Source organism: Mammaliicoccus sciuri (assembly GCF_025561425.1).
Taxonomy (GTDB): Bacteria; Bacillota; Bacilli; order Staphylococcales; family Staphylococcaceae; genus Mammaliicoccus; species Mammaliicoccus sciuri_A.
On the sequence record NZ_CP094824.1, the window covers coordinates 708,815 to 733,320 of the forward strand.

The window sequence follows — 24,506 nt, forward strand, 5'->3', positions numbered from 1 at the left end:
TGACTATTAAAAATAATAGCGTCAATAGTGGCAAGGCTTAAGATAAATGTGAATAAATTTTTAAAATTGTAAGCGTTTTCTGAATTGGTGAGTAATATGTTTTGAAATGTGAAATTTATGTATATTAAAAGCCGAGTCATGTTGAATATGACTCGGCTAAATACTGTATTCTTATCTGTTGTCGATATTTTCAGGGTATAAATCGTGGTTCATCATACGATACTCTGCCATTTTTTCGTATTTAGAATCTGGTCTTCCGTAATTTGTATAAGGGTCTATAGAAATGCCTCCGCGTGGCGTGAATTTGCCTAAAACTTCTATATAATGGGGGTCCATTAATTCTATTAAATCATTCATAATAACGTTCATACAATCTTCATGAAAATCACCATGGTTTCTAAAACTGAATAAATATAATTTTAATGATTTAGATTCTACCATTTTAACGTTTGGTATATAAGAAATATAAATTGTCGCAAAATCAGGTTGTCCAGTGATTGGACATAAAGAAGTAAATTCTGGACAATTGAATTTTACAAAGTAATCTCTACCTTGATGTTTATTGTCAAACACTTCTAATACTTCAGGTTTGTATTGATCATGATATTGATTGTTTTGATTCCCTAGTAACGTAATATCTTTTAATTCGTCTTTGTTTCTTCCCTCTGACATTATGATTCTCCTTTATTAATTGCTTCTTTAGGTTTAGGATTTCTTTGGGCTTTCTTGAACATATAATAGCCTGCTAAGAATATAATAATGTATCCTAAATAACTGAGTAAATCTGGTACTTCTTTAAATAAGATGAAACCGAGTATTGCACTGAATATGACAGATGCGTATACAAATATTGAAATATCTTTTGCTGCTGCGAAACTATAGGCAATTGTTATACCGAATTGACCAACTGTTGCAAAAACACCTGATAACAATAATATGATGACTTGTGAAAGTGTCATTGGTTCAAATGTAAAGATGACAAATGGAATTAATGCAACCGTAGAAAAGAATGAAAAGTAAAATACTGTTGTATATGATTTTTCACGTTGTCCTAAAGGTCGTAGGGCAGTATAAGCACCTGCAGCAAAAATTCCAGATAATAAACCGATAATTGCTGGCATCATATCTGAATCAAATGTAGGCTTAATTATAAACAATGCACCAAGAATCGCTACAATCATTGCAATTACTTGATATTTGCGTGCTTTTTCATTTAAAAATATCGCACAAAGTAGTATAGTCCAAAATGGGTTTAACTTCATTAACATATCCGCATCACTTAAAACCATGTGATCAATCGCATAAATATTGAGTAATACACCAATAAGTCCAAGTGTAGAGCGTAAAATAAGTAACGGTTGATTTTCTAATTTACCGAAAAATGGTGCTCTATACTTCATGACAAAGTAAATCGGTACAATCATTGCGATGAGGTTTCTGAAAAGTGATTTTTGAAAAACTGGTAAGTCACCAGATAATCTGAAGAATACTGCCATTAAACTAAAACCAATCGAAGAAATGAGTATTGCAATTATTCCTTTTACTGTGGAATTCATGTAAACACCTTCTATTTTTTATCAATGAACATATATTATCATAATTCACTTTAAAAAGTATATGACTTGTTCTGTGATTGTTTTCGACAAATAAATTTTTATGAAAGCAATTTTCAAATGTTGATATAGCAACGCTTAGTCGAAACAAGAAGAAAGTCAACCCTATTTTTTTAAAAAATATAAGGTATTATAAGTGTTATGAATCATTTAAAGTGCTATAATGAATCACATAATATAGTATGTGCTTATAAAACGTAACACTATATCTTGTGTTTTGTGCATTTGAAATAAAAATGAATAAAGTGTTCAATTTTTGTATTTTTTATTTCATTTATACAGTTGAATAAGCATTTACATGTGGTAGGTGAAAGTTTATGAAGATAATTTATTACTCTTTAACTGGTAATGTACGACGGTTCATACAGAGAGCAGGATTGTCTGACACAATGGCTCTCACTGAGGCAAACAAGACAAATGAAATAAATGAACCATTTATAATGGTTACAGGTACAATTGGATTTGGCCAAGTACCTGATACTGTACAAGATTTTTTGAAAGTGAATCATCATAATCTTAAAGCAGTAGCAGGTAGTGGAAATAGAAATTGGGGACAGAATTTCGCGAAAGCTAGTGAAGAAATCGCGAATCAATATCATGTCCCTTTATTGATGAAATTTGAGTTACACGGTAACCAAGCTATAGCAGATGAATTTAAGGAAAAGGTGGTTAATCTCTATGAAAATGATAAACAAGCAAAAGAAAAATCATATTGAATTAAACAATAAAGTAACAAAGAGAAGAGAAGACGGCTTTTTCGATATTGAAAAAGATCAAGAAGCATTAGAAGTATATTTAGAAGAAATTGCAGAAAAAACAATTCAATTCAATGATCCTATTGAACGTTTACACTTTTTAGTTGAACAAGACTTTTATTATGACTTATTTAAAGAATATAGTGAGGCATCATTAAAAGAGATTAACCAGTTTGCAGATTCAATTCCTTTTCAATTTGCAAGTTACATGTCAGCTAGTAAGTTCTTCAAAGATTACGCTTTGAAGACTAATGATAAATCAGAATACCTTGAAACATATAAAGAACACGTTATTATTGTTTCTCTATATTTAGCTAAAGGTAATGTTGAACAAGCTAAACAATTTGTTGAAGGTATGATTGAACAACGTATTCAACCTGCAACACCAACATTCTTAAATGCTGGTAGAGCTAGACGTGGTGAGTTAGTAAGTTGTTTCCTAATAGAAGTAGATGATAGCTTAAATTCAATTAACTTTATTGATTCAACAGCTAAACAATTGAGTAAAATTGGTGGCGGTGTAGCAATCAACTTATCTAAATTGCGTGCACGTGGTGAAGCTATTAAAGGTATTAAAGGTGTTGCTAAAGGGGTATTACCAGTTGCTAAATCACTTGAAGGTGGCTTTAGTTATGCTGATCAACTTGGTCAAAGACCTGGTGCGGGTGCAGTATACTTAAACATCTTCCATTATGATGTATTAGAATTCTTAGATACTAAAAAAGTGAACGCAGATGAAGATATTAGATTATCTACTATTTCTACTGGTTTAATCGTGCCATCTAAATTCTTTGATTTGGCTAAAGAAGGTAAAGATTTCTATATGTTCGCACCACATACTGTTGAACGTGAATATGGTGTGACACTTGATGATATTAATCTTGATGAATACTATGATGAACTTGTAGCAAATCCTAATATCATTAAAAAAGCTAAAGATGCTCGTGATATGTTAAATACAATTGCTCAAACGCAATTACAATCAGGTTATCCTTATTTGATGTTTAAAGATAATGCGAATAAAGTACATCCTAACTCTAATATCGGACAAATCAAAATGAGTAACTTATGTACAGAAATATTCCAATTACAAGAAACGTCAATTATTAACGATTATGGTACTGAAGATGAAATCAAACGTGATATTTCTTGTAACTTAGGTTCATTAAATATTGTAAACGTGATGGAATCTAAGAAATTCCGTGATTCTGTACATATTGGTATGGATGCTTTAACAGTTGTATCTGATGATACAGATATTAAAAATGCACCAGGTGTAAGAAAAGCAAACAATGAGCTACATTCTGTAGGTTTAGGTGTTATGAACTTACACGGTTTCTTAGCTAAAAACAAAATTGGTTATGAATCAGAGCAAGCTAAAGACTTCGCAAATGTTTTCTTCATGATGATGAACTACTATTCTATTGAACGTTCAATGGAAATTGCGAAAGAAAGACAAGAAACATATGTAGATTTCGATAAATCTGATTACGCTTCAGGTAAATACTTTGAAAAATATATCCAACAAGATATTAAACCTGAATACGATAATGTTGCGGCATTATTTGAAGGTTTCGATATTCCAACTGCAGAAGATTGGAAAGCATTAGCAGAAGCTGTTAAAGAACATGGTTTATACCATGCATATAGACTTGCTATTGCACCAACACAAAGTATTTCATATGTACAAAATGCGACAAGTTCTGTTATGCCAATTGTTGACCAAATTGAAAGAAGAACATATGGTAATGCAGAAACGTTTTACCCAATGCCATTCTTATCACCTGAAACAATGTGGTATTACAAATCAGCATTTAATACAGATCAAATGAAATTAATTGATTTAATTGCAACGATTCAAGAGCATGTAGACCAAGGTATTTCTACAATCTTATATGTAAATTCAGAGATTTCAACACGTGAACTTTCAAGATTATACGTATATGCTCACCATAAAGGCTTAAAATCACTTTACTATACACGAAATAAATTATTAAGCGTTGAAGAATGTACAAGTTGCGCAATCTAATCAATTTAATTAAGATAGGAGATCTAACATGAAGGCAGTAAACTGGAATACACAAGAAGATATGACGAATATGTTTTGGCGTCAAAACATCTCACAAATGTGGGTTGAGTCAGAATTTAAAGTATCTAAAGATATAGCAAGTTGGGAAACATTAACAGAACCTGAAAAGAATGCTTTTAAAAAGGCATTAGCTGGTCTTACTGGATTAGATACACATCAAGCTGATGATGGCATGCCTCTAATCATGATGCATACGAAAGACTTACGTAAAAAAGCAGTGTATTCATTTATGGGTATGATGGAACAAATACATGCGAAAAGTTATTCACATATATTTACGACATTATTACCATCTAGTGAAACAAATGAATTATTAGATAAGTGGGTTGTTGAAGAACCACATTTGAAATATAAATCAGAAATGATTGTAGGTAATTATCATAAATTATGGGGTAAAGAAGCTTCAATTTATGATCAATACATGGCTAGAGTATCAAGTGTGTTCTTAGAAACATTCTTATTCTACTCAGGTTTCTACTATCCATTATATTTAGCTGGGCAAGGCCGTATGACAACTTCAGGAGAAATCATCCGTAAAATTTTACTAGATGAATCTATCCACGGTGCATTTACTGGTCTAGATGCACAAAGTTTAAAAAATGAATTGTCACAAGACGAACAAATTAAAGCGGATAGAGAAATGTATCGTATGCTTGATTTACTTTATAAGAATGAATACGAATATACAAAAACATTATATGATGAAATAGGATTGACAAATGATGTTATGAACTACGTAACATATAATGCGAATAAAGCATTAGCTAATTTAGGATTTGAACCATATTACGAAGAAAAAGCGTTCAACCCAATCATTGAGAATGCATTAAATACAAGTACTAAAAACCATGACTTCTTTAGTGTTAAAGGTGACGGTTATGTACTAGCATTAAATGTAGAAGCACTTAAAGATGAAGACTTCATCTTTGATGAAAAGTAAAATAATAAATAGTAGCCTAGGACATGTATTTTGTACTAGGCTATTTTTTTTATGGAAAATAAAAAGTTAACATATTTTTCAATATTTATTGGAATTTATGTGATATTTATTGTTTATAATGAAGATAATAAATTGAAAGGTGGGTTATATTCATGAAAAGAATATTACTAGGGGTATTAACTGTATTAGTTATTTCTGTACTAGCAGCATGTGGAAATGATAAGAAAGAGGATGAGCATCATCATTCAGAACATAAGTCTTCTGATAAACCTCAAGCTTTGGAAGTCGCTTTAGATGTGCCTAAAGAAGCTAAAAGTGGTGAAGAAGTAGAGCTTTCTGCAAAAGTGACACTTGGAGATGAAAAAGTAAAAGATGCAGATGAAGTGATGTTTGAAATCGTTAAAGATGGGGACAAAAAATCTTCAGAAATGAAGAAAGTTAAAGAAAACAAAGATGGCGTGTATACCTTAAAATACAAATTTAAAGAAGCGGGTCAATACAATGTAACAAGTCATGTTACTGCTAGAGATCAACACACAATGCCAAATAAAGATATTAATATAAAATAATTAAAAAAGAGTGTTGGAATTTAATTCCATCACTCTTTTTTATAAATAGCATTGCATTTGGTCATATTCTTCATTACAATAGAGATAATGATAATCGTTATCAACTAAAGAGAAGTAGGGTGTGACATGGGAAAGTTTTTAATGCGTTTAGATGTTTTAATCATATTATTAGTAATTGCAACGTTCTTCTCTATTTTTATAGGTGTTTCAGAAGTAAAACCTTCACATATATTAAATTTAACTGACGAACAGAAGAATATTTTAGTGTCGAGTAGAATTCCGAGAACAGTCAGTATTATTATTTCAGGGAGTTCATTAGCTATTTGTGGACTGATTATGCAACAGTTAACAAGAAATAAATTCGTTTCTCCAACAACTGCAGGGACAATGGATTGGGCGAGATTAGGTATATTAATTTCTCTTATCGTGTTTCCAGAAGCCAATATACTACTTAAATTATTATTTGCTACATTATTAAGCTTATTTGGAACAATTCTATTTATGCAAATTCTCCGGAGAATTCAATTTAAAGATGTTATTTTTATACCGTTAGTTGGTATCATGCTTGGAAACATTGTGTCGAGTTTTTCTTCTTTTGTTGCATTACGTACAAATGCTGTACAAAGTATTGGTAATTTTATGCAAGGTAATTTCTCAATTATTACAAGTGGTAGATATGAAATTCTTTACATTAGTATTCCGTTATTGATTTTAGCGTTTATATTTGCGAATCAATTTACGATTGCTGGTATGGGTAAAGATTTCAGTGTGAATTTAGGACTTAATTATCAAAAAGTCGTCAATATCGGGCTTATCATTGCATCAATTATTACAGCACTTGTTGTTGTAACAGTTGGTATGATGCCATTCTTAGGATTAATTATTCCTAACTTAGTTTCAATATTTAGAGGAGATCATTTGAAAAATGCATTGCCGCATACAGCAGTATTTGGTGCATTGTTTGTGATGATTTGTGATGTCATTGGAAGATTAATTATATTCCCTTATGAAATTACTATTGGTTTAACAATTGGTGTAATTGGTAGTTTCATATTTATAGTATTGCTGATGAAAGGACGTTCTAGAAATGCTCAATAAATTAACCCCCCTACATAAATTAATCCTTTTATCTGTGTTAACGCTATTAATTGCAGCACTTTATTTACTTTATAACATTAATCCTAATATATTGGAGTACCAATTAACCGGACGTGTTAGAAAAGTTATCGCAATGTTATTAGTAGGTGGCAGTATTGCAGTTTCAACAGTAATTTTCCAAACAATCACGAATAATAGAATTTTAACACCATCCATAATTGGTTTAGATGCAGTCTATATGTTTATTAAAACGTCTTTAATATTTTTATTTGGTTCAACATCGACTGTCGTACTCAACAATCATCTTAACTTTTTAATTACATTGGTAGGTATGATTCTATTTAGTTTATTATTATTCCAAATATTGTTTAGGTCTAAAGACCAAAATGTATTCTTCATATTATTACTAGGTATTGTTTTTGGAACATTCTTCTCTAGTTTATCTAGTTTTATTGAAATGATGATAGATCCTGAAGAATTCTTATCAATACAAAGTGCAATGTTCGCAAGCTTTAGTGCAATAAATGAAGGTTTACTTACGATATCAGGCATTGTTTTATTAATTATGATAGTCATTGCTTTTAAGATAAAGAACTACTTAGATGTATTGTCATTAGGGCGAGATCAAGCTATTAACCTTGGTGTTAATTATACAAATGTGACGAGATGGTTGATGGTTATGGTTGCACTACTTGTTACTATTTCAACAGCACTCGTTGGACCCATTACATTTTTAGGTCTACTTGTCGTGAATTTAGCACATGAATTCATCAAAGAATTCGAACATAAATACATATTACCGGCTTCAATACTCATTAGTTGGATCAGCTTATTCTTAGGTCAATGGGTCGTGGAGCACTTGTTTGAAGGTAATACAGAAATTAGCATCATGATTAACTTTATAGGTGGCTTTTACTTTATATTCTTAATTTTAAAGGAGCGTAATGTAGCATGATTAAAGTCGAAGGATTAACAAAAGCTTATCATCAGCATAAAGTTGTTGATGAAGTAGATATAGAAATTGAAAAAGGGAAAATCACATCATTCATTGGACCAAACGGGGCAGGTAAAAGTACGGTCTTAGCGATTGTCAGCCGCTTAATTGATAAAGATAACGGTAAAATTACGATAGATGATCAAGATATCGCTTCAATGAAAAGTAATGAACTTGCTAAGAAACTAGCAATTTTAAAACAAGCTAATCATACAGAACTTAAGATTTCAGTAAGACAACTTGTGAGTTTCGGAAGATTTCCATATTCAAAAGGTAAATTAAAAAAAGAAGATCAAGCTATGATTGATAAAGCGCTAGATTATTTAGGACTCACTGAAATTCAAGATAAATATTTAAGTGAACTATCTGGCGGTCAAAGACAAAGAGCTTACATCGCGATGACGATAGCTCAAGATACAGAATACATTCTATTAGATGAACCATTAAACAACTTAGATATGAAACATTCTGTACAAATTATGAAAATCTTAAGAAGACTTGTGAAAGAAATGAACAAGACAATCGTAATTGTTATACATGATATTAATTTTGCTTCATGCTATTCAGATAGAATTATCGCGATCAAAGAGGGGAAAGTTGAAATCGCTGGTATTAAAAACGATGTTATTTGTGAAGATGTCTTACGTGACATTTATGACTTAGAAATTAAAATTCAAGAAATTAATGGTCAACGTATTTGTGTCTATTTTGATGATGAATACATCGAAGAAAAAGAAATTAAAACATTAGCTATGTAGCAAAATGAAAACACATTGAAAGGAGTGATGTTCGTAGTTTGTTGGGCAATAGGGTTTTGGACGCATAACTTATCATAATATTTGAAGGAGAGACATCGATAATGAAAAAAGTTTTCAGTTTTATTTTAATTGCAGTATTATCAGTTGTACTTGTAGCATGTGGAAGTAATTCAAGTAGTAAAGAAAAATCATCAAAAGGTGATACGAAGAGTGAGTCTAAAACAGTAGAAATCCAATCGAAATATCAAATTCGTGGTGAAAAGAAAGATGGTAGTGATTCAAAAACTGTAGAAGATAAAGTTAAAGTACCTGTTAATCCTAAAAAAGTTGTAGTATTAGACTACGGTGCTTTAGATACTATTGAAGCTTTAGGTGCTAAAGACGCAGTTAAAGGTGTACCTAAAGGTGAAGGTGGCGCATCATTACCAAAATTCTTAGATGCATTTAAAGGTGACGACATTGTAAACACAGGTTCAGTTAAAGAAGTAAACTATGACAAAGTAGCAGAAATTCAACCAGACTTAATCTTATTCTCTGGTCGTACAGCTGGAACTGAAGTACAAGATGAATTGAAAAAAGCAGCACCAGATGCAGCACGTTTATACATTGGCGCAGATGATAGCAATTACTTAGAATCAGTAGAAGAAAACACAACTAACTTAGGTAAAATCTTCGACAAAGAAAGTAAAGCAAAAGAATTAAATGCTGATTTAGATAAAAAAGTAAAATCTGCTAAAGATAAAGCTAAAAAATCAGACGACAAAGCAATGTACTTATTAGTGAACGAAGGTGAATTATCTACATACGGTCCAGGAGCTAGATTTGGTAGCTTAATCTTTGATGTATTAGGTGTTACACCAGTAGATAAAGATATTAAAGCAAGCGGTCACGGACAACCAGTAAGCTATGAATATATCACTGAGAAAAACCCTGGAATCATTTATGCTATGGACAGAGGTCAAGCAATCGGTGGTAAATCAACTGCTAAGAAAGCATTATCAAACGACGTAATTAAAGATGTAGACGCAGTTAAGAACAATAAAGTTGTTAACGTAGATGCACAATTATGGTACTTAGCATCAGGTGGCGTAAGAACAACTGAAAAACAAGTAGACGAAGTTATTAAAGGTTTAGAATAATAACATAAGAAAAGCATGGGACGCGTTGTCCCATGCTCTTTTACTTATTCTAAAGGTTCTCCGATGATTCGAACTTCTCTTTTAAGTTCTACACCAAATTTTTCTTTAACGACTTTTTGAACGTGTTTAATGATGTTCTCATAGTCTGTAGCAGTTCCGTTATCAACATTAACGATAAATCCAGCATGTTTGGTAGAAACTTCTACACCACCTATTCTATGGCCTTGTAAGTCAGCGTCTTGAATAAGTTTTCCTGCAAAGTGGTTTGGTGGTCTTTGGAACACGCTTCCGCATGAAGGGTATTCTAAAGGCTGTTTATCTTCACGACGTTGTGTAAGATCATCCATAGTCGCTTGAATGGAATGAATATCACCATCTTGCAATTTAAAAGTTGCTTCTAGTACGACTAGGTGTTTACGTTGAACAATACTTGTACGATAGTCCAATTCTAAGTCTTCATCTTTAATGATATGCAACTGACCAGTATCATCTACTGCTTTAATATGGTCGATACAATCTTTGACTTCACCGCCATATGCACCAGCGTTCATATATACTGCGCCACCGACAGATCCAGGTATACCACAGGCAAATTCTAAACCAGTTAAATGGTGATCTCTAGCACGTCTTGAAACATCAATAATTGCGGCACCGCTTCCACATGTAATAGATTGATTTTTCACCGTTATTTGATCGAATTGTAATAAGCTTATAACAATTCCTCTTATACCACCATCACGGATGATAATATTAGAACCATTCCCCAAAAATGTAAGTGGAATTTGATTGTTATAAGCAAATTCTATTATCTTTTGTACTTCTGTATAAGAAGTAGGTGATAAGTAGAAATCTGCATTGCCACCAGTTTTTGTGAAAGTATATTTTTTAAGTGGCTCATTTACTTTTATAAGGGATTTTGGGAGAAATTTAGAAAGCTCCTCCAAAATTGTATGATTCTCCAACGCACGACGTCCTTTCTGTATTATGCTCTCACATTATTATATCAAGATTTATCATCTTAAGCGAATGGGTTATTTTTTATGTTTTTGAACAAGTTGTTGAAACCATTTTTGTTTTTGAGCTTCGTAATCTTTTATACTATTTGCTTCAAGTAAAGCAGCTTTCTTAAATGATTCAAATGTTTGTATGACATCTGTATCATTTGTTAAAAGTGACTCTACAGTTAAATAATCATATAACATTTGATTGTTTTGTTCAACAATATGTAAACGTGCTGTTTGCTTCAAGCTTATCATGTCTTGGAATTAAGCCATCATGACTTTTTTATTGTAACCATTATGTAATCGATATATGCGGTGATAATTGAGTCTTTTTTCATCAAGGCTTGTTATATCATGAAGAGACTTAACTGTAACAAGTACATCTACAATAGGTTCTGTAACATATTGTGTTTGTTTCGTACCACCGATATGGAATACATCTATCACTGGCGTATCTAGTAAATGTATTAATAATTGTTGAATACTTTCAAAATTTAGTTTAAAATCATCTGATGATTGTAGTTGAATAAAGGGTTGTGGAAGTTTAAGCATAATAGCTCCTTTCTAAAATCCGTGCATGAATATACTATATAACATTTTGGTGGATTTTATAATCAACTTAGCCACCTTTAGACAAAAAAACGCCACGTGAATTTCATGTTATTATTGAGGCTACCAGACCAAATCAATAAAGGAATGAATTCACATGACGCATACTTATTCTAACATGACAAACCATAAAGGAACACACTTAAGTTATGAAGAACGTGTTCAAATAGAAACACTTAAAAATTTAGGTTTTTCAAATCGTGCAATCGCGCGTGAATTAGGACGTGCACCTCAAACAATCAATAACAAAATTCATCGAGGAACAACACGTCAAATTAAACGACAAAAACAACAACAAAAACAACAACAAAAACAACAACATAAAGTCTATGAATATGAGACGCAAATTTATTTTTCTTCACTAGGTCAACAACGTTATCGACAAAACAGACAACAATGTGGTGCTCAGCCCTTATGGAAGAAGAACCCATTATTTATTCCATGGGCAGATTACCTCATGAAAAAGAAACGCTGGTCACCTGAAGCAGTCGTGGCATATGCTCACAAGGAACAATGTTTTGAAAGAAAAAAATCCCTTCAACAACGACAATATATGCTTGGATAGATCAACAAATCATGGAAACTAAGAATATTGATCTACTAGAAAAATTAAAAAGACGTCACTCTACTCAGAATAGCTACCATAATCATCCACACAGTCGAGTGCTCGGTCCAAGTATTGAGACACGTCCTAGTGAAATTGAATCACGTCAGTCTTTTGGTCACTGGGAAATAGATACCGTAATAGGAACTAAAGACAAGTCAAAGCCAGTTATCTTAACACTTGTTGAGAGACAAACGCGTTTTGAAATACTAGAAATAATAGAGAGTAAAAGTGCTGATGCGGTGTCTCACGCATTGAAAAACTTATTTGACTCCTTAGGCGAAAAAGCACCAAAAATCTTCAAATCTATCACATCTGACAATGGTTCAGAATTTGCATCGCTGTATGAAGAATTTGGCCATATGATAGAAATATACTTCACACATCCATTCTCATCATATGAACGTGGGACAAGTGAAAACCAACATAAAATGATTCGTCGTTTTATTCCAAAAGCACATGATTTATCCAATGTTCAAAAACGCTTCATAAAAGCCATACAACAATATATGAATCTTTCCAAAGCTAAAGTCTTAGCTTTGGTTACCTGTTGAGTATTAATTGATTAAAACCAATCAATCCTCAACAGGTTCGAATACGGTTAACCCTTGTGTACACCTCAGTCATTATAGGTGGCTAACTTAAACTTGAAATCCTCGATATAATCATATTTATAAAATGATAAAAGAAATATTGAAAGATTCAAAAGTAACATTAATATTGAATGATTACGATAAATACTTAGCTAATCGAATGACACATATATTAGATGGAAATAAACAAATTGCATGCAAAGTTTACCATGAATTAGTCTCCGATAAAGAAATAACTACTATATTAAAGAATAATTCTTCGTTAAATATCTTATATCAACCGACAACCCCTAACCGAATCGAATCACTTATTGAAACATTTAAATGGTGTTTAGAGTATAAGCAAAGAATTTCAATTATTATAGATGATACTTGGATTGATAGTATGATACCTTCACAGAGCAGTCACCTTATGATTAAAGAATTACAATTAAATAAAGAAAGTCAGTATCAGTTATTTGAATTAATATTAACTTTAAAAAGATTAAGAGGAAATATCGTGTTCTTTAATGGCAATATTCTAATCACGCATTATTTAAATGAATATCAACTATTAATCTTTCCAAATAATAAACTGTTTAATAAGCTGCATCAAAAACTAAATATTACTGGATTGAACATTGAGGAAATAGAGTATAGAATTCACGATATTTGTATTAAACGTAATAAGCCAATTAATCAGCAATTTAATGAAGAAACTGGTAATAAGATAAATACAATTGATTTTGAGAAAGAAACAGGAAAATTAAAAATAGATCATGATTTTTCAGCGGAAGTCATTAAGCATATCTATATAAAACAAAAAATTAAATAAGGTGGTATTGAACTATGACTGAATATAAGAACGAATTATTGAAATTAAATTATTTAAACTTTCAAGTGAAGAAAATACTAAAGAATAATTACGCATTAAATATTTATCATTTAAAAATTTTGAAATTTATTAACGATAATCAAAAGAGAAAGAAATTTACAGCTTTAGATTTTAAAGAAGTACTTCGTATTAATCAAACGATGTTAACACATGTCATATCCTATTTATGATGTGAACCCAAATATTTGAACTAAACAAATCAAAATATTGGGGTGCATTCTAATGAGGAAAAAATATGAATTTAAATTCAAACTAAAACTTGTAAAAGAATATTTAGAAGGACATCAAAGTTATAGAACAATTGCTTTAAAATATGGTATTTCAAGTTGGTCTGTCCTTCGGATTTGGGTCAATCAATATAAAGAGTTTGGAGAAGAAGGTTTAGAAATAAAAAGTAGAAATACTGTTTATACTAGCGAATTTAAATTATCTGTTTTAAAATTTAGACAAGAAAATATGTTGTCTTATCAAGATACTGCGAATCACTTTAGAATTATTAATCCTATTATCATTGCCAATTGGCAACATCAATTTGATGAAAAGTGTCGTCTTGATATAGATAATAAACAAAAGGGACGATCTCACACTATGACTAAAAAACGATCTAAATCAGATAATAAAAATTTACCTTTAAATGAAAATGAACGTGAAGAACTTGAAAGACTTAGAAATGAAAATGAGACGTTAAAGGCAGGTATAGCTTATCAAAAAAAGTTACAAGCCTTGACCGACATTTACGGAAGCAAAAATCAGAAATAGTAAAGGTCATTAAGGAACTAAATGAAACATATAATATACGATTAAGTATCTTATTTAAAGTCGCTCAAATAGCTAAATCTGTATACTATTATTGGATAAATAAATTTAGTAAAGCTGATAAAGATGAAACATTGATTCAAGTAATAAAAGAAATATGTGAAGAATCAAACCATACCTATGGTTATCGTCGTGTTACACAAGCACTAAGAAATAGATAGAGGTCTTATCGTAAATCATAAAAAAGTACTAAGAATTATGAAAGAACATAATCTAACTTGTACAAAGTTCACACATAGAGGTCGTAAGTATCGTTCCTTTAAAGGTAAAGTTGGTAAAGTAGCTCAAAATATATTAAATCGTAGATTTAAAACAAGTCTCCCATTTCAAAAAGTCGTAACAGATATTACAGAGTTCAAATTAATGAATGGTCAGAAATTATATTTATCACCTTTTATGGACTTATATAGTTCAGAGATTATCAGCTTTAAAATCTCAAGTCGTCCTACATTAGATATAGTCATCAATCCATTAAAAGAAATGATAAAGCGTCGTCCAAACCTAGATCATCGTTTAACGATTCATTCAGATCAAGGCTGGCATTATCAACATTCACAATACACTAGATTATTAAAAGACCATAAAATATTTCAGAGTATGTCTAGAAAAGGTAATTGTCTAGATAATTCAGTTATGGAAAACTTTTTTGGGTTACTTAAACAAGAAATGTATTATGGCCAAGAATTTAAAGATTTTCAGGACCTTGAACAAGCTATTCATCGATATATCGATTTTTATAATAACGAAAGAATCAAATCAAAATTAAAAGGCTTATCTCCCAAAAATTACAGGAGACAAACCTTTGAAATAATATACTAATTAAGGTTTAGATTTTTGGGTTCAGTACATTTACATGATTTAAATTATTATAAAAAAGAACGATTAAAGCAAGATGAGAGAAAAATCATTATAATTGTAGATACTCGTCACAAAAATAAAATTTCACAATTAATTAATCAAATAGAAATGGATCTTCAACATAATTTAAATGAGATTTATCCAGACTTAAATATGGATTGTTTCGTTGATTATGCTATAGAAGTTAATCGTGTGATGAGTGATATACATTTTAATATCAATCATCAATATAAAATAAACATCGATTAATTTATGATTTTATTATTTATAGAGATGTCACATAAAGGATGTCGAACACTAAAAGATATTAAAGATCAGTTTGGATGGGATTTAGTAAAAATCAATAAATCCATAAAGGCACTTGTAAAGTTAAACTATCTTGATAAAGAAAGATCTAACACCGATGAAAGAATTGTATTAGTTTCTATTAAGAAGGATAAAGAAAAGTTGATTAAATTAATGATAAGAAATGTACTGAAATTACAAAATATTAAAGATGGTGAACAAAATTTGAATATGTCCATATAATTGTGTAATAAAAAAAGAGCCACATATAGCTCACTTTGGTATAATGTAATCGACTAAGAAAAAATTGTAGAGGTGACTATATATGACTCAATTAAATGTTAACTTAGATTATGAAGAATTGGCAAGTGCTATTTTTGGAAGTGATATGAATGCGTCTATGAAAACAATAGCTATGACTGTCATAAATGCATACATGGAAATGGAAAGAGACAAGTATGTTAATGCTGGATATAAACAAAAGAATTCAGGAAGAAACGCACAACTTAATGGCTATTATGAGCGTGATTTCCTGATGCCTATTGGCAATCTGACATTAAAAGTTCCAAGAACACGTGACGGTGAATTTACAACTGAAGTATTTAATCAATATTCGCGTTCTGACCAATCGCTTATTTTAGCGATGACAGAAGCATACATTAATGGTGTTTCAACTAGAAATGTTAATAAAATTGTGGAATCCCTAACGGGAAAATCTGTGTCTAAATCAACTGTTTCAGGCGTAATAAAAAACCTAGATCCTGAAATTAAAGAATGGGCTGGTAGACCTATTGTTAGTCATCAGTATAAGTATGTATTTGTTGATGCTATGCACATTAAGGTAAGAGAGAATAATAAAATTGTTTCTAAAGGTGTTTATATCGCTATGGGTATCAACGAAAATAGAAAACGCGACATTATTGGCTTTAAAATTTCTAATCAAGAGTCAGAATTAGCTTGGTCAGAGTTTTTTGAAGACTTAAGAATGCGTGGTTTAACAACACCTGAACTTATTATCTCTGATGCGCATTCTGGACTTATTAAATCTATTAAGTCACAGTTTATTGATTCATCTTGGCAACGTTGTACATTCCATTTTCTTAAAAATATTGTAGAGAGATTTCCTAAAAAGAACTCTAAAGAAGCTAGAATGTTACTTAAATCAATATTCCAAGCACCAACATATCGTCACGCTGTTCAGCTCAAAGATGAATTCATTGCACAATATGAAAGTAATCCTAAGTATGTGGAAGCTATTAAAATATTGGATGAAGGCTTCGAAGATGCCTCACAATTCTATAGATTTCCTGCTCAACATCATAAAAATCTAAGAACTACTAATTCAGTTGAAAATATTAATATGCAACTCAGAAAACGAGAAAAAATAGTTAAAACATTCCCTAATCTAGATTCAGCTTTTAGATTAATTGGCGCAGTACTTATGGATATTCAAGAAAGATTTGATAAGTCTAACAGACCATTTATCGCTTAATTAAGCTACTTATTTTTTAAAAAATAAGTAGTGATCAAACAACTATATCTGTTTAAACTTCAAAACATATATAGTTGTTCGATTCATTAAAAAACCAAAGGTTGATTACATTCTAAAGATATTACACAAACATATGGACTTGACTCAAAATTTAGCTATGGTAGAATGAGCATAATAACAGCTCATTCAGGAGGTTAATATGTCACATTATCATTTCAAAGAAAATTTTTTCGGTGCATCAACAAAACCAATCGAAGTCTATGATGAACACAATAATCCTGCATTTATACTAAGCTTATATTATACATCCACTAGACAAGAAACATTTGCGTTATTAGGGAGAAAAAAACATAATTTTATAATCGAATTTGAAGGTGGATCTTTTAAAGTGATACAAGAAAGATCGATAGAAGGAAAGTTAAAGACACCTTTTAAAACTGTTTGGGAAGTATTTAAGAACGATACTAAAATAGGCACATTCGAAACAAAAATTGGATTCAAACCAAGAATAATATTTAATGGTGAAAAAAACGATACTTTATTATTTGAATCCGGATTTATCTCTAGATCTGTTAAAGTCACAGACGAATCAAATAACTTAGTCATGGAGACAAAGTCTGAAAGATTTAAAATTGCATCCAATCATGATATTGAAATTATTAATTCACAATATCATCCTGCAATGTTAATCATGTTATTCCAAGTATTTTTTGAGTATCAGGAATATCAAAGAAGTAAATCTAATTAAAATGATAAATGAAGGGGTTCGTTTACGTTGTTTAAATTTTTTAAGAGAGAACAACTGAATCAAGATATTACACATGAAATATCTCAAATAGATGGTATGACTATCGTTGATGCGTATTATATACAAGATGATCAAGTTGAATTATATAAACAAGACCGCGAAAGATATAGTGATGCATTAATTTATATTTTGAGTCAATATTTTTCAGATGTTGATAGAATGTTTGAAGGTAGTGAAGATGGAGAAGCAATTGTTGCATTTGAAAATGGCGAACCTAAAAAGTGTATTTATTTAAATCCAGAAACAATCGATCAGTTAAGGATTTATGAACAAGAAATGCCATTAAAACAGTCTATTTTGAAAATATGTGATTTACATAATAATCATTAAAAAGAAAAGTAGCGCATAAACTTAAGCATAAGTTTATGCGCTACTTTTTATTTTGATTAATATGATTGACAAATGACGATTTAGTACTATAATTATATCTAGTATAATAATTATATCGAGGTGAGAACATGAAATTTGAATTAGGATTATCATCATTTGCTGAAATCTCTCCAATTAATGGTGTGGATAAACCTTTCCCTGCACACGAAAGAATTAATCAAATCGTTGAAGAAATTAAGTTAGTTGATCAAGTAGGATTAGATGTTTATGGTTTAGGGGAACACCATAGAGAAGATTATGCAGTATCAGATCCAGTTACAGTATTAGCAGCTGCGGCTAGTCAAACTCAAAATATTAGATTGTCATCAGCTGTAACAGTATTATCATCTGATGACCCTGTTAGAGTATATCAAAGATTTGCTACATTAGATGCGATTAGTAACGGTAGAGCAGAAATTATGGCAGGTAGAGGATCATTTATTGAGTCGTTTCCACTTTTCGGATATGACTTAAAAGATTACGACTTACTATATAAAGAGAAATTAGATTTATTAATGCAAATTAATGAAAATGAAACTGTAACTTGGCAAGGACAAACAAGAGCTGCAATTGATCATTTAAAAGTATTTCCAAGAGCAGTTCAAGATAAATTACCTATTTGGTTAGCAACTGGAGGTAATCCAGAATCTTCTATGAGAGCAGGAAAATTGGGATTACCTATCACTTATGCTATTATAGGAGGGGCGCCAAGTCGTTTTAAACGTAATGTAGCAATGTACAAAGCTGTTGCTGAATCAAATGGTTTTGATACATCTAAATTACCTGTAGCGACACACTCATGGTGTTACATTGCTGAAACTGATGAAAAAGCTGTGGAAGAATATTATCCATCAAGTGCATATGTTATAAATCAATTAGGCCGAGAACGTGGATGGCCACCGTATTCGATGGAAAAATTCGAACAAGAAATAGTTCATGGTGCATTGTTTGTTGGAAGTCCTGAAACAGTTGCAGCTAAAATTATTAAACTGCATGAAGATTTAGGTATTAATCGATTTATGTTACATTTACCAGTGGGCTCTATGCCACATGAAAAAGTATTAAAATCTATTCAACTATTAGGTGAACGAGTTAAACCGATTGTAGATGAATATATGAAAAATAAGGAGGAAATTAAGTAATGTTAAGATATTTATTAAATGTATATGTAGGTAAACAAATTTTTGATTCAAGTCAACCAAAAGTGAAAGACGACGACGGTATGGCTCAACAATTCGAAGAAGGATTCGGACTTTCAAGAAATGCTATGAAATTAGCTGGTGGACTTGAATTAGTAGGTTCTATCTTCCTATTCTTAAGTGCTTGCAACAAATCTTTATCAAGATTAGGTTCAGTACTTGTAGCTTCAGTTATGACAGTTGCAGCATATAAACATTATGAAGCTGGACATGGCTTTAAAGGTGCTAAACATGCTTTAACACTTTTAGGTTTATCTGCATTAAGTTTCGTTGATACATTAGGTAAGAAAAAATAATATATAATCTTTAAATCTGGTACATTATGATGTGCCAGATTTTTTTGTCTATTATAAAATGATAAAAATCAAAAGAAAAATCATAATCTTTAATATTATATATTATTCAATTTATGACAGGAAATCTTTATATTTAAAAAGTAATAAACTTTTAAAAAATCTTAAATACAAACTATCTACACGGGTGATTTTTTTGTAAATTGAACGCTGTAAAGCTTGATATAAAAGGCTTTATATGAAAAAACAAAAATGTTGAAAAGTCAATATTTGAAAATTTATTGAATGTTTTTAAAAGTCATTATAAAATAATAAATATTATTAAATCATTGTGTTGAAAGGGAAAATGCTATAGATACTAAAGATTGCACAATATACCAATTCAACAATTTATTAAATTATTTTGAGGAGTTGATTTGCAATGGAATCAGTATCGGTACCAATCAGAAATATCGTTGAATTAGTTGTTACAACTAAGAAATCTAAAGATTATGTCGCAAATATCAAAAGTCAATTTGCACTCTCGTTCGAAGAAATATATATTTTAGTTTATATATAGAGAGGCGAGAAAGATTGTTACAACGTTAAAGATATCATTAAACAATCTAAATTTAAGCCGTACTATATTTCAAAAGCCGTACAAAACTTAAAAGAAAAAGGGCTTATTTCTAAGAAAAGAAATGATCAGGATGAGAGAACTGTCGCTATTCAAGTATCTAAAATCCAACATAAAAAGATAAAAAAATTATTAATGGAAATTGAAGCTGAAATACTATAATAATGTCGAGAAGCAGGATAAAGAAATCTTTTTAGTAAAAGATGCTCTGTCCCGCTTTCTTATACTATGTAGTTAAATGTTAAATGATATATTATATATAAACAATCGTTTTAAATTATAGTAGATATTGTAAAAGGAGAACCTTTATGGGCGAATTATTAAATGTTAAACCTAAAAGTCAATTATTTCCTATCCCAATGGTTATGGGGTGTGAGGGTACAGCAAGTTCAATGTTGCTTAATTTCTATAATAAAGATATTAATGCAACGACTATTATGAGTAAGTGGCCAACACATTCAGATAACCCAGAAAAGGGATATGTAGGCAATCATTTTCTAATCAAATTTGGCCATCATCAAACTATTTTTCCAAATGTACTTGCAGAATTTCTAAATAGATATGATTCTGAAATTATTGATGGTACTGGTACTGAACTTGAAGATCTAGAGAAGATAATCGATAAAGGTCATCCGGTTGTAATATATCATACGACATTAGGAGCTAAATCGATTCGTAAAATTTTTAAAATCGGTGATAAAGGTAAATCCTATGTTACAAACATCCATGTAACTTTATTAATTGGATATGATGAGGAGTATTACTATTATATAGATCCTTTATGGAAGCAAATACTAGGATATGCATATATTCCAGCTTTATGGCCATCCAAATCACAAATTATCAAAATGAAAAAAAATAAAATGAAGATGAGTTATAATACGCCAGGAAAAATGTGTATTTATAAAAAACTATAATTATTTTTAAAATATTATGTCATAATGTTGTAACATTTGTTATGATATGGTTATAAATTTTAAAAAGAGGTGTTTATATGTCTACTAAATTAAAGTTACTAATTATAGGAATTGTAGTAGCCTTTCTTGCAATAGTAGGAATTGGTGGCGCAGCAACATATTATTTTCTAACAAATACACCAAAGAATACATATTTATTAAGTGAACAAGAATCAGCAAAATCTTGGAAAGAGTACTTTAACGACAGATTTGAAAATGAAACTGAATTCCAAGATAAAATGAAAGATGAATCTTATGAAACTTCATTGAAATTTGGAGCAGAAGTATCAGATTCATTAGTTTCTCAATTAGGCATTCCAAAGTCAGTTATTGACTCAACGAATATTGTATTCAATGTTGGGCATGATCCTAAAGCGAAAAACTCTAAACTAGGTATTGAACCTACAATTGCAGACAACAAGATTGGTAACTTCCAATGGAGCGCAGACAAAAATAATCAATATTTAGAAACACCATTATTTAAAGACATATATAAAGTAAAAAATAATGAAATTAAAAAAGGAATCGAAAAAGCTACTGGTGAATCATTAGATTCAGCAGATGGACAAGAAATCACAAATGATTCTTTAAATTTAAATACGATCTTATCTAGCTCTCAAATCTCTCAAGATCAAATCGACAAGATCTCAAAAAGATATAGTGACTTATTTGTTGATCAATTAGATGATGATAACTTTGAAAAAGACAAAGAAAAAGTTAAGATTTTTGATGATGAAAAAGAATTGAAAAAAGTAACAATGAACTTAAGTGAAAAAGATACTAAGAAAATCGTTGTAGCAATTCTTGAAGAAGCTAAAAAAGATGAAGATATTAAAAACATCGTAGAAAAACAAGGTAATGTAAAAGAGTATGATAAAGAAATTAAAGATTTATTGAAAAAAGCTAAAGACGAAGATGTAAAGAATTATCCTAAAGTTAAATCAATCATTTATGTAGATGGTAAAGAAATCTTGAAACGTGACTTAACAATTACAAATAAAGATAATGAAAAAGTTAGAATTCAAGGTACAAATGTGATTGATGATGGCGTTCAAGTAGATTATAAAGTATCAGCACCTGGTGAAGATGGTGGACTTACACTTAAAGGTAAATCAACTGGTAAAGATGAAATTAGCGATAAATATGATTTAGAAATCAAAGAAAATTCATACTCTACAACAACGCTAAAATTAGATAATAAATCTAAAGTTGATGGAGACAAACGTACAGATAAAGGTAAAGTGACGATTGCACCATCTAGCGGTCAAAGCCTCGATTTAAATTACGACCATAATTTAACAACAGACACTAAAAACAATCAACAAAAACAAAAATTAAATGTTGATTTTGATGTGAATGGTGAAAATATTAAATTAATTATGGATGGTAAAACTGAACTGAAAAAAGACATTAAATTCAAGAAAGATGGCGCGATTGACTTTAATACATTATCAGACTCAGAAGTTGATGATTTAACTAAAGAAATAGAAGATAAGCTACAAGATTTAGGAGAAGATCTTGCGAAAGATATTCAATAATTAGAGAGGAGTGGTTATATGTCGACAATAAAATTGTTCAACATATACCACTCTTTTTTAATTAAAAAGTGGTATTTGATTGCATATATTTTATTATTATTTTTAGCTGTGTTGGCTATTATGATTGGGGTTAACCAAGTAAACGAAAAAGATCAGGCGTTTACAATTGGAATTGTAGATAAAGACCAATCTAAAGAAACAAAGTTAATTTTAAATGCGATAGGTGATGGGCAATCACTCGGAAATGATTTGTCTATTAAACATTATAATGAAGAGAAAGCACGACAACTATTAGCAAAAAAGAAAATAGATGGCTACTTTGTCTTTAAAGATGGTATGACAAAAGCATTTTATAAAAATGGTGAGTTGCCAATAGTTGTGAATACATATGATAAACAATCAGTTGAAAGTATTATTATTTTACAGTTAACAGATTCGGTCTATAGCCGGTTAATGTTGTCGATGGGTGGGGCGATGTCATATACATCTCTTTATCCTAGTGCATCCGAAAATGAATTGTTAACGATGATGACGGATATGTTATTTACTGGGTTAAATAGAAGTGGATCCTTTGATGATGAGCCTATCAAAGTATTTGATACGTTCAGCTATTATACAATTTCAACTTATTTTGTATCTATCTTTTTCTTTTTCTTTTCAATTTTTAGCATTTTAAAAATGAATCAAAAAGATGCATTAAAAGAACGATTAAGTATGTATCATTTCTCTTATGAAAAGTTAACAATTGTAAGAGGTGTGTTTAGTCTTTTCTATACAACACTTTGGAGCATACTTGGTTTATGGGTCATCATACATTTTCTTAAACCAGAATTCGAAATGTATAATATTGGGCAACTTAGCTTAGATATTGCTTATTATTTAGTCGTGATATTTTTAGTATTTCTGTTTATAGATATTGCGTTTAGAAATATATTAAATTATTTGTTCAAAGTTTTATTAACGTTAGTAATATTATTGTTATCTGGTGCTGTGATTCCAATCATTTATTTGAAAAGTTTGAGTGCAGGAATGATTGAGGCATTACCGTTTTCAATTGTGTTTAATCAGCTAGTAGAATTGCTTTTAAATAATTACATCATCGACACACATCCAATGTATTATTGGCATTTAGGTATTATGCTTGTATTAGTAATTTCTGCTTTGTATTGGAGGTATCGCCGATGAAATCAATCTTTCATTTAGTTGTTAAAAAGCAATGGAAACAATATTTAACTTTAGTGGCGTTACTGTTAATAACTATAATGATCATTGTAGGTGTTCAAGCATCCAGCAATCAATTATTTAAAATGCCAATAGCAGTTCAAGATTTGGATGAATCCCAATCTTCAAAAGAGCTAGTGCATACTTTAGAGCAAACTAAATATTTAGAAGTTATACATTTACCAAAGAATGAGGCATATATTGAAGATGTTATTCAAAAAAAGCAAGCAATCATAAGCTTACAAATACCTGATGATTTTAGTGAACGATTAAAAGAAAATCGTTTGCGTGATAGCATTCCGTTATATTACAAAGATGATTTCATTGGAGAAATTGCTTTAGAAGTGACGAGTAAAGATTTATTCAAACAACAAATACCCGTCATTATTGAAGATCATTTAAAGAAATCTAAATAAGAT

At 30.5% G+C, this 24,506-nt stretch carries 29 protein-coding genes and 2 pseudogenes; 27 read left to right on the forward strand and 4 right to left on the reverse strand.

Annotation, left to right across the window (positions count from 1 at the left end; translation table 11 throughout):
- Positions 1-171: 171 nt before the first annotated feature.
- Both queF and MUA60_RS03460 read right to left on the reverse strand, forming a co-directional pair.
- Complete coding sequence (gene queF, locus MUA60_RS03455) at positions 172-672, reverse strand: preQ(1) synthase (protein WP_107576948.1); 501 nt, start codon at positions 670-672, stop codon at positions 172-174.
- Positions 672-1,556: a DMT family transporter gene (locus tag MUA60_RS03460; protein WP_107576949.1), complete on the reverse strand. Its 885-nt coding sequence runs from the start codon at positions 1,554-1,556 to the stop codon at positions 672-674. Before MUA60_RS03460 ends, queF begins: the two co-directional genes overlap by 1 nt.
- Positions 1,557-1,930: 374 nt before the next feature.
- Here MUA60_RS03460 and nrdI point away from each other — a divergent pair, with 374 nt between their 5' ends.
- The 8 genes from nrdI to MUA60_RS03500 all read left to right on the forward strand — a co-directional run bounded on the left by nrdI (position 1,931) and on the right by MUA60_RS03500 (position 9,955).
- Positions 1,931-2,329 carry a class Ib ribonucleoside-diphosphate reductase assembly flavoprotein NrdI gene (gene nrdI, locus MUA60_RS03465; protein ID WP_037588716.1) on the forward strand — a complete coding sequence of 133 codons (399 nt, stop codon included), beginning with the start codon at positions 1,931-1,933 and terminating at the stop codon, positions 2,327-2,329.
- Positions 2,292-4,397 carry a class 1b ribonucleoside-diphosphate reductase subunit alpha gene (nrdE, locus tag MUA60_RS03470; protein ID WP_262649743.1) on the forward strand — a complete coding sequence of 702 codons (2,106 nt, stop codon included), beginning with the start codon at positions 2,292-2,294 and terminating at the stop codon, positions 4,395-4,397. Before nrdI ends, nrdE begins: the two co-directional genes overlap by 38 nt.
- 28 nt (positions 4,398-4,425) lie before the next feature.
- Entirely contained in the window at positions 4,426-5,397 is a 972-nt protein-coding gene (gene nrdF, locus MUA60_RS03475; RefSeq protein ID WP_262649745.1) for a class 1b ribonucleoside-diphosphate reductase subunit beta, read from the forward strand.
- Between the two features lie 152 nt (positions 5,398-5,549).
- Positions 5,550-5,966, forward strand: coding sequence for a FixH family protein (locus tag MUA60_RS03480; protein ID WP_025905416.1), 417 nt, complete (start codon positions 5,550-5,552; stop codon positions 5,964-5,966).
- Between the two features lie 126 nt (positions 5,967-6,092).
- On the forward strand, positions 6,093-7,064 hold the full coding sequence (locus tag MUA60_RS03485) for an ABC transporter permease (RefSeq protein ID WP_316964769.1): 972 nt from the start codon (positions 6,093-6,095) through the stop codon (positions 7,062-7,064).
- Complete coding sequence (locus MUA60_RS03490; RefSeq protein WP_262649746.1) at positions 7,054-8,019, forward strand: iron chelate uptake ABC transporter family permease subunit; 966 nt, start codon at positions 7,054-7,056, stop codon at positions 8,017-8,019. Before MUA60_RS03485 ends, MUA60_RS03490 begins: the two co-directional genes overlap by 11 nt.
- Positions 8,016-8,816 carry an iron ABC transporter ATP-binding protein gene (locus MUA60_RS03495; protein WP_262649748.1) on the forward strand — a complete coding sequence of 267 codons (801 nt, stop codon included), beginning with the start codon at positions 8,016-8,018 and terminating at the stop codon, positions 8,814-8,816. The genes MUA60_RS03490 and MUA60_RS03495 overlap by 4 nt, the downstream gene beginning before the upstream one ends.
- A 101-nt stretch (positions 8,817-8,917) precedes the next feature.
- Positions 8,918-9,955, forward strand: a complete 1,038-nt coding sequence (locus MUA60_RS03500; RefSeq protein WP_262649750.1) for a ferrated catecholamine ABC transporter substrate-binding lipoprotein SstD — start codon at positions 8,918-8,920, stop codon at positions 9,953-9,955.
- A 44-nt stretch (positions 9,956-9,999) separates the two neighbouring features.
- Here MUA60_RS03500 and murB read toward each other — a convergent pair whose 3' ends face one another.
- Positions 10,000-10,917, reverse strand: coding sequence for a UDP-N-acetylmuramate dehydrogenase (murB, locus tag MUA60_RS03505; protein ID WP_262649751.1), 918 nt, complete (start codon positions 10,915-10,917; stop codon positions 10,000-10,002).
- A 69-nt stretch (positions 10,918-10,986) separates the two neighbouring features.
- Positions 10,987-11,508 (reverse strand): annotated as a pseudogene (locus MUA60_RS03510) (GrpB family protein).
- A 154-nt stretch (positions 11,509-11,662) separates the two neighbouring features.
- On the opposite strand from MUA60_RS03510, the pseudogene MUA60_RS15595 reads away from it, so the two are divergent.
- The 19 genes and pseudogenes from MUA60_RS15595 to MUA60_RS03605 all read left to right on the forward strand — a co-directional run bounded on the left by MUA60_RS15595 (position 11,663) and on the right by MUA60_RS03605 (position 24,503).
- A pseudogene (locus tag MUA60_RS15595) lies at positions 11,663-12,723 on the forward strand (IS30 family transposase).
- Positions 12,724-12,862: 139 nt separating this feature from the next.
- Positions 12,863-13,576 carry a hypothetical protein gene (locus MUA60_RS03525; RefSeq protein WP_262649756.1) on the forward strand — a complete coding sequence of 238 codons (714 nt, stop codon included), beginning with the start codon at positions 12,863-12,865 and terminating at the stop codon, positions 13,574-13,576.
- Between the two features lie 14 nt (positions 13,577-13,590).
- Entirely contained in the window at positions 13,591-13,806 is a 216-nt protein-coding gene (locus MUA60_RS03530; protein ID WP_262649757.1) for a hypothetical protein, read from the forward strand.
- 52 nt (positions 13,807-13,858) lie between these two features.
- The gene (locus MUA60_RS03535; RefSeq protein ID WP_262648361.1) at positions 13,859-14,395 is read left to right on the forward strand and encodes a transposase; all 537 of its coding nucleotides are present in this window, start codon (positions 13,859-13,861) and stop codon (positions 14,393-14,395) included.
- 131 nt (positions 14,396-14,526) lie between these two features.
- A complete protein-coding gene (locus tag MUA60_RS15525) occupies positions 14,527-14,613 on the forward strand; it encodes an IS3 family transposase (protein WP_394812739.1) in 87 nt (28 codons plus the stop codon).
- 37 nt (positions 14,614-14,650) lie between these two features.
- The gene (locus tag MUA60_RS03540; RefSeq protein ID WP_262649759.1) at positions 14,651-15,271 is read left to right on the forward strand and encodes an IS3 family transposase; all 621 of its coding nucleotides are present in this window, start codon (positions 14,651-14,653) and stop codon (positions 15,269-15,271) included.
- A 15-nt stretch (positions 15,272-15,286) separates the two neighbouring features.
- Positions 15,287-15,559, forward strand: coding sequence for a helix-turn-helix domain-containing protein (locus tag MUA60_RS03545; protein ID WP_262649761.1), 273 nt, complete (start codon positions 15,287-15,289; stop codon positions 15,557-15,559).
- A 3-nt stretch (positions 15,560-15,562) separates the two neighbouring features.
- The gene (locus tag MUA60_RS03550; RefSeq protein WP_262649763.1) at positions 15,563-15,838 is read left to right on the forward strand and encodes a transcriptional regulator, SarA/Rot family; all 276 of its coding nucleotides are present in this window, start codon (positions 15,563-15,565) and stop codon (positions 15,836-15,838) included.
- A gap of 82 nt (positions 15,839-15,920) precedes the next feature.
- A complete protein-coding gene (locus MUA60_RS03555; RefSeq protein ID WP_262648348.1) occupies positions 15,921-17,087 on the forward strand; it encodes an IS256 family transposase in 1,167 nt (388 codons plus the stop codon).
- A gap of 199 nt (positions 17,088-17,286) precedes the next feature.
- A complete protein-coding gene (locus MUA60_RS03560; RefSeq protein WP_262649764.1) occupies positions 17,287-17,835 on the forward strand; it encodes a tubby C-terminal domain-like protein in 549 nt (182 codons plus the stop codon).
- A gap of 27 nt (positions 17,836-17,862) precedes the next feature.
- Positions 17,863-18,225, forward strand: a complete 363-nt coding sequence (locus tag MUA60_RS03565) for a hypothetical protein (RefSeq protein ID WP_262649766.1) — start codon at positions 17,863-17,865, stop codon at positions 18,223-18,225.
- Between the two features lie 128 nt (positions 18,226-18,353).
- Positions 18,354-19,406: an LLM class flavin-dependent oxidoreductase gene (locus MUA60_RS03570; RefSeq protein WP_262649768.1), complete on the forward strand. Its 1,053-nt coding sequence runs from the start codon at positions 18,354-18,356 to the stop codon at positions 19,404-19,406.
- A complete protein-coding gene (locus MUA60_RS03575) occupies positions 19,406-19,759 on the forward strand; it encodes a DoxX family protein (protein ID WP_262649770.1) in 354 nt (117 codons plus the stop codon). Before MUA60_RS03570 ends, MUA60_RS03575 begins: the two co-directional genes overlap by 1 nt.
- A gap of 418 nt (positions 19,760-20,177) precedes the next feature.
- Positions 20,178-20,315 (forward strand): hypothetical protein, encoded by a 138-nt coding sequence (locus tag MUA60_RS03580; RefSeq protein ID WP_232151781.1) that lies wholly within the window; start codon positions 20,178-20,180, stop codon positions 20,313-20,315.
- Between the two features lie 66 nt (positions 20,316-20,381).
- The gene (locus MUA60_RS03585; protein WP_232151826.1) at positions 20,382-20,534 is read left to right on the forward strand and encodes a transcriptional regulator, SarA/Rot family; all 153 of its coding nucleotides are present in this window, start codon (positions 20,382-20,384) and stop codon (positions 20,532-20,534) included.
- A 146-nt stretch (positions 20,535-20,680) separates the two neighbouring features.
- Positions 20,681-21,289 (forward strand): C39 family peptidase, encoded by a 609-nt coding sequence (locus MUA60_RS03590; protein WP_262649772.1) that lies wholly within the window; start codon positions 20,681-20,683, stop codon positions 21,287-21,289.
- A 77-nt stretch (positions 21,290-21,366) separates the two neighbouring features.
- The gene (locus MUA60_RS03595; protein ID WP_262649774.1) at positions 21,367-22,866 is read left to right on the forward strand and encodes a DUF6583 family protein; all 1,500 of its coding nucleotides are present in this window, start codon (positions 21,367-21,369) and stop codon (positions 22,864-22,866) included.
- Positions 22,867-22,884: 18 nt separating this feature from the next.
- Complete coding sequence (locus MUA60_RS03600) at positions 22,885-24,051, forward strand: ABC transporter permease (protein ID WP_262649776.1); 1,167 nt, start codon at positions 22,885-22,887, stop codon at positions 24,049-24,051.
- A complete protein-coding gene (locus MUA60_RS03605) occupies positions 24,048-24,503 on the forward strand; it encodes an ABC transporter permease (protein ID WP_262649778.1) in 456 nt (151 codons plus the stop codon). The genes MUA60_RS03600 and MUA60_RS03605 overlap by 4 nt, the downstream gene beginning before the upstream one ends.
- Positions 24,504-24,506: the final 3 nt, after the last annotated feature.